The organism is Pseudomonas moorei, assembly GCF_008801475.1.
GTDB lineage: Bacteria > Pseudomonadota > Gammaproteobacteria > Pseudomonadales > Pseudomonadaceae > Aquipseudomonas > Aquipseudomonas moorei.
The window spans coordinates 54,081-63,084 of the sequence record NZ_VZPP01000022.1; the positions used below are offsets into that span (position 1 = coordinate 54,081).

General features: G+C 61.0%; 6 protein-coding genes. 3 read left to right on the top strand and 3 right to left on the bottom strand.

The features are described 5' to 3' along the window. The first annotated feature begins 26 nt into the window (after window positions 1-26). Window positions 27-923 carry a LysR family transcriptional regulator gene (locus F7R06_RS28800; RefSeq protein WP_090324399.1) on the top strand — a complete coding sequence of 299 codons (897 nt, stop codon included), beginning with the start codon at window positions 27-29 and terminating at the stop codon, window positions 921-923. A gap of 12 nt (window positions 924-935) precedes the next feature. Then, window positions 936-1,529 carry a tRNA-uridine aminocarboxypropyltransferase gene (locus F7R06_RS28805; RefSeq protein WP_090324398.1) on the top strand — a complete coding sequence of 198 codons (594 nt, stop codon included), beginning with the start codon at window positions 936-938 and terminating at the stop codon, window positions 1,527-1,529. Window positions 1,530-1,580: 51 nt separating this feature from the next. Here the strand turns inward: F7R06_RS28805 and F7R06_RS28810 are convergent, their stop codons facing one another. From F7R06_RS28810 to F7R06_RS28820, 3 genes are read right to left on the bottom strand one after another with little or no spacing between them, the layout of a single operon-like run. After that, on the bottom strand, window positions 1,581-2,960 hold the full coding sequence (locus F7R06_RS28810) for an HlyD family type I secretion periplasmic adaptor subunit (protein WP_090324396.1): 1,380 nt from the start codon (window positions 2,958-2,960) through the stop codon (window positions 1,581-1,583). Window positions 2,961-2,969: 9 nt separating this feature from the next. Then, complete coding sequence (locus F7R06_RS28815; RefSeq protein WP_090324395.1) at window positions 2,970-5,129, bottom strand: type I secretion system permease/ATPase; 2,160 nt, start codon at window positions 5,127-5,129, stop codon at window positions 2,970-2,972. Window positions 5,130-5,146: 17 nt separating this feature from the next. Beyond that, the gene (locus tag F7R06_RS28820; protein ID WP_090324394.1) at window positions 5,147-6,505 is read right to left on the bottom strand and encodes a TolC family outer membrane protein; all 1,359 of its coding nucleotides are present in this window, start codon (window positions 6,503-6,505) and stop codon (window positions 5,147-5,149) included. Between the two features lie 596 nt (window positions 6,506-7,101). On the opposite strand from F7R06_RS28820, the gene F7R06_RS28825 reads away from it, so the two are divergent. After that, a partial coding sequence (locus F7R06_RS28825; protein ID WP_151149718.1) for a retention module-containing protein occupies window positions 7,102-9,004 on the top strand: 1,903 nt, incomplete at its 3' end.

A 9,004-nucleotide genomic window follows, 5' to 3' on the forward strand; every position in this document is an offset into this window, starting at 1 on the left:
GCACTGCCTTGCAAATGGAGCCCTTCATGGCCAACGCTTTACCCGACCTGAAACTATTGCGCATTTTCGTCAGCGTAGTGCGTCATCAAGGCTTCGCCAACGCCCAGCAAGAGCTCAATCTCTCGACGTCGGCCATCAGCACCTACATGAGTCAGCTCGAAGCGGCGCTGGGACTGGTGCTGTGCCATCGCGGCCGTGGCGGTTTCAGCCTCACCAGCAAGGGTGAGCTGTTCCATCAGGAAACCTTGCGATTACTGGGTGAGCTGGAAGGGTTCGAACAGTATGCTGCCGCGCTCAAGGGCGAGTTGCGCGGGACGCTGAACCTGGGGGTGATCGACTCCACCGTCAGCGACAAGGCCCTGCCATTCGCCGAAGCCATTGGCGCCTACAGCCAGGAACACCCGGCGGTGCATCTGCATTTGTCGGTCATGAGCCCCTACGAACTGCAACTCGGCGTGCAGGACAACCGTCTCGACCTGGCCATCGGTGCGTTCTCCACGCGCATGAGCGGTCTGGTGTACATGCCGCTTTACCGTGAACAGCACTGGTTGTATTGCAGTACCCGGCACCCGTTGTTCAATGAGCGGCGTATCCCCGAGCAGGTCATCACCCAACAACGCATGGTCGGTCGCGGTTACTGGAGCCAGGCCGAGCTGGCGCGGCACGGCTTCAAGCACAGCGCCGCCACCGTGGAGAGTATGGAAGCGCAGTTGATCCTGGTGCTGTCCGGCGCCTACATCGGTTACTTGCCCGAGCACTACGCCCAGGCCTGGGCCGACAAGGGCGACTTGCGGGTGTTGCTGCCAGCGACTTTCGGTTATCAGGCGCCATTCTCGATGATCGTGCGCCGTGGACGCAGCCGCGAGCCGCTGATCCAGACCTTCCGCGATTTGCTCAAAGCGCAGCTCAACCAGGCCGCTTAAGGAGCCGTCGCGATGCCCAGAATTCAATGTTCCCGCTGCCTGCGTCCGCAAAGCCATTGCCTGTGCCCGCTTATCCCTCGTCTCGATAGCCGCACCCGTGTGTTGTTGCTGCAGCACCCGAGTGAAGTGAACCATGCGCTGAACACCGCGCGCCTGGCCGCGTTGGGTTTGAGCAATGCCGAACTGATCGTCGGTGAGGTCTTCGAGGATCTGCCGGCGCTGTTGAATCAACCGGGGTATCAGGCGCGGTTGCTGTTTCCTGCTGAAGACGCACTGCCGTTGCGCGCCTGTGCCGCCTCCGATGAACCGATACTGCTCGTGGTCCCGGATGGCACCTGGCGCAAGGCACGCAAGCTATTGCACCTCAACCCGCTGCTGGCGGCGTTGCCGAGGGTGACCCTGGCCGAGGGGGGAGTGTCCCGCTACCGGCTGCGCAAGGCCCCGGTGCCTGGAGCGTTGTCGACGATTGAGGCGATTGTCCAGGCGCTGGAAACCCTAGAGGCACCGACGTCGTTCGGGCAATTGCTCAGGCCGTTCGAAGCGTTGATCGAGGGGCAGATTGCGGCGATGGGGGAGGATACTTACCAGAAGAATCACGGCGGATGATCATTTGTGGCGAGGGGGGCTTGCCCCCTCGCCACAGGGAATGAGTCAAATCTACCTTTCGCGCATCGCCTCGGTCCGCGCTTTGAGCACCGGTTTGAGCAGGTAATCCAGCACACTTTTCTCCCCGGTGATGATATCCACCGTTGCCACCATCCCCGGAATGATCAACAGCGGTTTGGCATCCCCGCCCAAGTGGTTTTTGTCGGTACGCACCTGAATCAGATAGAAGCTGTTGCCCTTGTCGTCGGTGATGGTGTCGGCGCTGATCAATTCCAGCTTCGCGCTCAGGCCGCCGTAGATGGTGTAGTCGTAGGCGCTGAACTTGACCATGGCTTTCTGGCCCGGATGCAGGAACGCCACGTCCTGGGGCCGGACCTTGGCCTCGATCAGCAGGTTGTCTTCCAGAGGCACGATTTCCACTATGTCGTTGCCCGGCTGGACCACGCCGCCGATGGTATTGACCTTCAGCGTTTTGATAATCCCGTGAACCGGCGAGACCACCGTAGTACGGGTCACGCGGTCGTCGATGGCAATGCTCGATGCGGTGATTTTCGACAGGTCGGTACGTTTTTCATTCAGCTCCTTGGCGGCTTCCGAACGGAAGGTTTGTTCGGACTCGTCAATCTTGCTCTTGATTTCGTTGATCGCCGATTCGGCGCGGGGAATGGCCAGGGTGGTGGCGTTCAGCGAGCCGCGAATCTCCACCGCGCTGCGTTTGAGGCGCAGGATCTCCACCGGTGACACCGCGCCGGTGCCCACCAGCGGCGTGGACATGTTCATCTCTTGCTGCAGCAGTGCCAGGCTTGAGCTGTACTGTCCCTGTTTCGAGCGGAATTCCGCCAGTTCCTGGGTTTTTTGCCGAAGTTGTTCCGTCAGCGTCCGTTGTTCGCTGGCCAGTCGACGTTGCCGTTGTTCATACAGCGAACGTTCGTCTTCAGCCACCTGCGGCGCCTTGGCGATCACTTCGTCCGACAGCTTGAACGGCCGGCCTTCAGCCTCCGCCGACAGGCGTTCGACCTGTGCGGTCAGTGCATAGCGATCAGCCTCGCTTTCGCCCTTGTTCGACAGATAACGCGTGTCATCCAGGCGCAGCAAGGTGTCGCCCTTGTTCACCATTTGCCCTTCACGCACGAAAATTTCGGTGACGATGCCGCCTTCAAGGTTCTGGATCACCTGAACCTTGCTCGATGGAATCGCCTTGCCTTCGCCCATGGTGACTTCCTGCAGCACCGCGAATTTGGCCCAGACCAATGCGCTGAGCAGCAAAGCGGCCGCCAGCCACACGGTGATCCGCGACCAGCGCGGCGAGTCCTGCAATGAAGCGCCGGCGGTTTCCGGCATGAATTCGCTTTCGGCGCTCTTGGCGAAACTGCCGAAGTAACCCCGCTGCTTCGAATGGGCAGGCGACTTGTCGGATGATGAACGGGCCATGAGTCGCTCCTAGACGGCCGCAGAGCCGACGCGGCCCTTGCGCAGTGCATCGATGACCGCTTCTTTGGGCCCGTCGGCGACGATCCGCCCGTTGTCCAGCACCACCAGTCGATCGACCAGGCTGAGCATCGAAGTGCGATGGGTGACCAGCAACACGGTTTTGCCCTGGACACAGCCATGGAGTTTTTGCCGCAGAGCGTCTTCGCTGCTGTTGTCCATGGCGCTGGTGGGTTCGTCGAGCAGCAGGATCGGTGGGTCGAGCAACAACGCCCGGGCCAGCAACACGGCCTGGCGCTGACCGCCGGAAAGTAACTGCCCACGCTCGCCGACAGGGCGGTCGAAGCCTTGCGGGTGTTGCCGGGCCAGTTCGGTAACGCCGGTGAGTTCGGCCACTTCAAGCATGCGTGAATCGCTGATATAGCGTGCGCCCTGGGTCAGGTTATCGCGCAGGCTGCCGGCCAACAGCGGCAGGTCGTGGGCGACATAACCGATCTGGTGGCGCAGGTCGGCGACGTCCAGTTGTCGCAGGTCCAGGCCATCGAGCAACAGTTGGCCTTCCTCCGGTTCGTAAAAACCCATTACCAGTCGCGCCAGGGTGCTTTTGCCCGAGCCGCTGCGGCCGATGACGCCGACCCGCTCGCCGGGCTTCACGCTGAAGCTGACATTGGCCAGCGCCGCATTGTTCTGGCCGTTGTAGTGGAAAGTCACGCCGACGACATCCAGGGCGCCTTGCAGTTGCGTGCGCTCCAGCGGCCGCTGTTTGGCATCGCGTTCCTGGGGCAGCGACATCAGTGCGTCGGTGCTTTTCATGGTCAGCTGCGCTTGCTGGTAGCGTGTAATCAAGCCGGCGATCTGGCCCAGTGGCGCCAGCACGCGGCTGCCGAGCATGTAGCTGGCCACCAGTGCGCCCACGCTGAGGTTGCCGGCGATGATGCTGTAGACGCCGGCAACGATGGTCGCCATGCCGGAAAACTGCTGGATGAACAACGTGCCGTTGGTGGCCAGCGCCGAGAGGTTACGCGCATGGCTGTCGAGGCGGGTGAGGGCGCCGTGGGTGCTTTCCCATTTGTGCTGACGCTCGCTTTCGGCGCTGCAGGCCTTGAGGGTTTCCAGGCCTCCGAGGGTTTCGATCAGCAGGGCCTGGCGTTCGGCACCGAGGCTGAGGCTCTTCTGCACGGTATCGCGCAGACGCCTCTGGATCACCATGGCGAAAATGATCGTGATCGGAAACGCCAGCACCGGGATCACCACCAGCCAACCACCGAGCAAGCCGATCACTACCAGCATCAGCACCACGAAGGGCAGGTCGATGAGGCTGGTGAGCGTGACCGCCGTGAGGAATTCCCGCAGGCCCTGGAAGTCATGAATGCTCTGGGCAAAACCACCGATGGTTGCCGGCCGCGCTTTCATCGACATGCCGGTGATGCGCTCGAACAGCGTCGCCGAGAGGATCACATCGGTTTTCTTCCCGGCGGTGTCCAGCAGATGCGCGCGCACCACCCGCAACACCAGTTCGAATCCGGTGCCGATCAGCAAACCGATGGATAGCACCCACAAGGTCGACGTGGCCTGATTCGGCACCACGCGGTCGTAGGTCTGCATCACGAACAGCGGCACCATCAGGCCCAGCAGGTTGATCAGGAAACTCGCCAGGATGGCGTCGCTGTACAGCCATTTCGACAGCTTCAGGGTGTCGCGGAACCAGGCCTGTACACGGGGCACCAGCGGTGAGCGCAAGTCTTCCAGTTCATGTCGTGGTCGGGCGAACAAGGCCTGGCCGGAATAATGCGTTTCAAGTTCCTCGGGGCTGATCCATTGTTCGCCGCCGTCGGCTTCGCTGGGCAGGATCAGCACCCGACCGTCATCGCCGTAGCGGCGTAAAACGGCAGTGCGGCCGTTGTCGAGCAGCAGCAACACCGGCAAGTTGAGCGCAGAGATGTCATTGAGATTGCGACGCAGCAAGCGCGCCTGCAAACCGGCCCGGGCCGCTGCGCGAGGCAGCAGGTCCAGGCTCAGGCGTTGGTGTGCCATTGGCAGCCCGGCACTCAGGCTGGCGCGACTGACCGTCGCGCCATGAAGTTTGCAGAGGATCAACAGACCGTCCAGAAGCGGGTCATCGAAGCTCAGACGCGGATCGACACCGATGTTGCCGGGTTCCATGCTGGTCAAGTTAGTCGCTCCAGGTACTACTTCAGTTCAGGAAGACGCGCTTGGTTTTTCACCTCGTTCTGGGCGACGGCATCGGCGGGCAGCACCACCCGCTGTTTGCTCAGTAACTGGCCCATGCTCGCCAGTACACGGTACATCGAAAACTCCTCGGTGTAGCGAACTTCGGTGTAGCGGCGGTTGGCGTTGTAGAGCTCGTTTTCACTGTCCAGCAGGTCGAGCAGGGTGCGTTGGCCAAGGCCGAACTGATCCTGATAGGCCACTCGCACGCGTTTACTGGTCTCGGCGTATTCACGAGCGGTCGGGGTCTGTTTCTTGGCGTTGACCATGGCGTTCCAGGCCAGGTGGATGTTTTCGTTGAGCTGGCGCAGGGCGTTGTTGCGGATGTCCATCGCCTGATTGATCTTGTGGGCATCGCTGGCCAGGCGGGCCTTGTCGCTGCCGCCACGGAACAGGTTGTAGTTCATCACCACGCCCACTCGCCACTCGTTGTCGTGGCCTTCGTCACCCTGGATGTTGTTGTTGGCGCCGACCGCGGCTTCGGCATCGAGGCGCGGATAAAACGGCGACTTGGCCACTTCGTACTGGCTTTCGGCCGATTGCACGTCAGCCTGGGCGGATTTCAGGTAAGGGTTGTTGTCCACCATGCTCTGCTGGGCTTCCTGCAGCGAGGCAGGCACTTCGCCGCGGGTCGAGGGCGGTGTTTCAAGCTCATCGGGCATGCGTCCGACGACGCTGTAGAAATTCGACTCCGCATCGGCCAGGTCGACTTCGGCGGTGTCGAGGTTGTTCTCTGCCAATGCCCGGCGTGCGCTGGACTGGTCGGCGTCGGCATTGCTGCCGACACCGCGCTGGGTGCGCAGGCCGATCTGGTCATTGACCCGCAAGTGCGCTTGCAAGTTGTTCTTGGCCAGTGTCACCAGTTCGCGGCGCTTGAGCACTTCGAGGTAGACCTCGATGGTGCGCAGGGCCAGGTCCTGTGCGGTGCCCTGGGCGTAATAGGCCCGGGAGTTGACGACGCCTTTGGTGCGCTCGACTTCGTTGGCGGTGTTGAAGCCGTCGAAGAGCATCTGCCGCAGGCGCAGTTCCGATTGGGTGTAATTGAGGATTGCGGTGTGGTGATTGCCTAAAGCCCGGGTGTTGGTGTTATCGCTGTACCCGCGCCCGTACGCGGCATTCAAGTCTACCGATGGATAAAAGCCTCCCTTGGCAACCTTGACGTCTTCATCAGCCGACAGACGGCTGTCCACCCGCGATGCCAGCTCAGGGTGGGTCGCGATGGTGCTCTGGATCGCCTCGGTCATGGACATTGCATCAGCGTGAGAAGTGCAGGCCATGGCCAGCAAAACCGCGCTGCAGAGGGGGGTTAAGAGGCGCATGGGTACATCTCCCTGATTCCTGATGGTTCTTTATCAGTCGCCAATTATTTGACGACATTTATAGGTAAACCGTTTCATGCTTTTAACAACAGAGCTAAGAACATTCTGGGGAGGAGCTAAGAACTATTTCTCATAATTCCTATGCCAAAAAAAACTTATGCGCTCCGCAAAATCCAGCACATTGTTCAATGCGAAAGCCCTTGATTTATGAGCTTTAGGGCGCTCTTCGGGGTTTGAGGAAAGTTCCAATCCACTTATCGACAATGGACGGAGAAGTGCTGGAGGGGAGGGACGCGTAGCAGACTGGGGGTGACGGTTTTTTGTCACTCGTGTGATTCAGGATCGTTACGCTGCGCTCGCAGGACCGGTTGTGCCGGATTTGGATCCCGATGCCATTGATTGCAAACGGGTTTATCCGGATACGCGAACGATGTCCGTGAGTTTTACGCTGGGCGAGTTGGTCGCCAGGACGGCGGTTTATTCAGATAAACCTGCTGACCGGCAGACGATCCGCCAGGCAACCCGCCTGAGCCATCGAGCATGTTCTCCGCGATAAAACAGGGTGCCGACAGCGGTTGGCAGCGGAGGAAATGCACATGGCTACGCTCATCGGTATCGTCAGTAAAGTCATCGGTCAGGTGTTCGCGGTGGCAGGCGACGGCACGCGCCGTGTCCTGGTCGAGGGGGACCGGTTGTTCGCCGGCGATCAACTGAATACCGGGGCCGAAGGCGCAGTGGCGGTGCATTTGCAAAATGGCCATGAGCTGACCCTCGGTCGCGGCAGCAGTCTGCAAATGACCCCTCAGTTGCTGGCCGATCAGTCGCCCCATGTGGTAGACACCCATGAGTCGGTGACGCCAAGCCAGGCGCAACTCACCGATGTCGAGCAACTCCAAAAGGCCATCGCTGCCGGTGATGACCCGACGCAAACCGCCGAGGCCACGGCGGCCGGTCCAGGTTCGACCGGGCCTGCCGGGGGGGCGCTGGGCGGTGGCCACAGTTTTGTCATGCTCGAAGAAGTGGCAGGACGGGTCGACCCGACCATCGGCTTCCCGACTGCCGGCTTCAATGGCATTCCCGAGTTTCCCGAAGCGCGGCACAACGCCGATATCAACAATGGCACAGACGGCACGGGCATCTCGGCGCCTGTCATCACTTCGCCTGTCGTTACGCCACCGGATGTTACGCCGCCTGTCGTTACGCCTCCGGACGTTACACCTCCCGTCAATCACCCGGTCACTCTCAACGGCCTGTCCGTCGAGGGCGGTGAACTGACCGTCAAGGAAGCCAACCTTGCCGATGGCTCGGCGAGCAATCCCGCTGCACTGACTCAAAACGGCACCTTCACCGTCACGGCGCTCGACGGGCTGACCAGCCTGAGCATCGGCGGGATCAACGTGATCACCGGCGGCGTGGCCGCAGGTTTTCCGCAGTCGATTACCACAGCGCTGGGCAGCACCCTGACCGTCACCGGATACAACCCGGTCACTGGTGTGGTGAGTTACAGCTACACGCTCAATGGCAACGAAATCCATGCGAGCGGGGACGGCACCAGTCTCAGTGAACACTTCACTGTAGTGGCCAGCGACAGCAATGGCGACACGGCAACCGGGTCGCTGGACGTCAACATCACCGATGACACGCCCAAAGCCGTCGACGACAGCCATGATTTGACCGCTTCGGAAACGCAACTGACCTTGAGTGGCAATGTCCTGACCAACGACGTGCAAGGTGCCGACCGCGTGCCTACCGGCCCCAACAGCGGTCCGATCACCCCCGGTACATTCAATGGCACATACGGCACCCTGGTGCTGAACGCCAACGGCACCTACACCTACACCCTGAATACCAACGATGCCGATTTCAAAGCCCTGCACGGCGGTGGCAACGGCACCGAAACCTTCACCTACACCCTCACTGATGCCGACGGCGACACCAGCACCGCCAATCTGGTTTTGCAGGTCCACAACAATGACGACCCGGTCACGATCGGCGGCCTGAATGTTGAAGGTGGCGAGCTGACCGTTTACGAAAAAAACCTCACCTACGGCAGCAGTCCCGACCATACGGCGCTGACCCAGAGCGGCACCTTCACCGTCAACGCACCGGACGGCCTGCAAACCCTGACCGTGGAAGGCGTCGCGATTGTCAGCGGCGGTGTGCCGGTGGGCTTCCCGCTGTCGGCGACCACGGGCACCGGCGCCACCTTTACCGTCACCGGTTATAACGCCGAGACGGGCGTGGTGAGTTACACCTACACCCTGAATTACAGCGACACCCATCCGAATGCCAATGGTGCCAACAGCATCAGTGAGAACTTTACAGTCGTGGCCACCGACACCGACGGCAGCACCGCGACCGGACAAATCAATGTCAACATCGTCGACGACGTACCGAAGGCCAACGCCGATGTGGCTTCGGTCGGCGAGGGCGGTGTGATCACCGGCAACGTGCTGGCGAATGACGTCGGCGGTGCGGATGGCCCGGCCGTCGGTGGCG